The sequence below is a fragment of the Pseudoxanthobacter sp. genome (assembly GCF_036822375.1).
In the GTDB taxonomy this organism is placed as follows: domain Bacteria; phylum Pseudomonadota; class Alphaproteobacteria; order Rhizobiales; family Segnochrobactraceae; genus Pseudoxanthobacter.
In genome coordinates, this window is sequence record NZ_DAISHT010000303.1 from 1,973 (window position 1) to 3,188 (window position 1,216).

The window sequence follows — 1,216 nt, forward strand, 5'->3', positions numbered from 1 at the left end:
TGCCTGAGCCACGCTTTGCCTGAGACTTGCCGCTTTTGGCCGCACAATGGATGATCGTGCGATCCGGATGCCGGCGCCCGCCGCTACAGGCCGGTCTGCGGGCCCTGCCCGGTCCGCATTGCCGGTGCCTTCCGCCGGCCACAAGAAGGAGCCCGCCGATGAACCCGTTGCCGCCACCGGATTCGCAGCGCTCCGGCCCGCCGGCGCGGCCGCGGCACCACCGGCTGCTGCTCGGCACGCTGATGGTGCTGGCGCTTCTGGCGGGCGGCTGGTCGCTTTACTGGTGGAGCGCGGCGGAGACGCTGGAGCGCGCGGTCAGCGAGGCGGCGGGCGAGCCGGCCTCGGCGGGGGGCATGCGGTTTGTCTGCGAAGGCCGCTCGATCACCGGCTTTCCGCTGCATCTGGTGCTGACCTGCGACGAGGCGGCGATTGTGGCCGGCGGTCTGCCGGACATCCGCCTCGGCGCCGTCGTCGCCTCCGCGCGGCTCGACAATCCCCAGACCGTGACGGCCGACATCGCCGGACCGCTGAACGCGGGCGAGGATGCCGCGGCGCTGCTGCATGCGAGCTGGCTGCACGGCCGGCTCAATCTGCATTTCTCCGGCGCGAGCCTGCAACAGGGCGTCATCACCATCGACAAGCCGGCCGTGACCGCCCTCGGCCTGCCGCCGCTCACCGCCGACATGGTGGAACTGATGGTGCGCCACGACGCGGCCGGGGAGGGCGACGGCGACAGCGGCCCGGATGGCAGCAGCACGGCTGCGCTGACGATCACCGGCGGGCGCAGCGCGCCCGGTGCGCAGCCGCTCGATGCGAGCTTCATTCTGGCGGCGCAGGATGGCGGGCGGGCGCTGGCCGGGCAGGGGCTTCGGGTGCCGCCGCAGGGCCTGCCGCTGGAACTGACGCGGCTGTCGCTGCGCTCCGGCACGGCGGCCATCGAGGCGCGCGGCGACCTCAGTCTGAAGCCTGACGGCCTGCTTGACGGCACGCTCGATGTGCGGCTGATCGATCCCCGCGCGGTGGCCGGCGTGGCGGCCGGGCTGGCGCCGGGCTTCGGCGCGCTGGCCGATCCGCTGGTCATGGCGGTTGCGGCGTTCGGCCGGCCGGGGCAGGCCGGCGGGCGGCCGACATCGGGGCTGACCATCACCCTGAGCGGCAGCCGGGCGTTCGTCGGCTTCATCCCCATTGGCCGCCTGCCGCCGCTGCCGGTCGGGCC

The 1,216-nt window shown here is 74.1% G+C and carries 1 protein-coding gene; it reads left to right on the forward strand.

The features are described from left to right. Positions 1 to 158 precede the first annotated feature (158 nt). Positions 159 to 1,216 (forward strand): DUF2125 domain-containing protein (locus V7067_RS16835; RefSeq protein WP_334177045.1); only part of this gene is annotated, 1,058 nt, incomplete at its 3' end.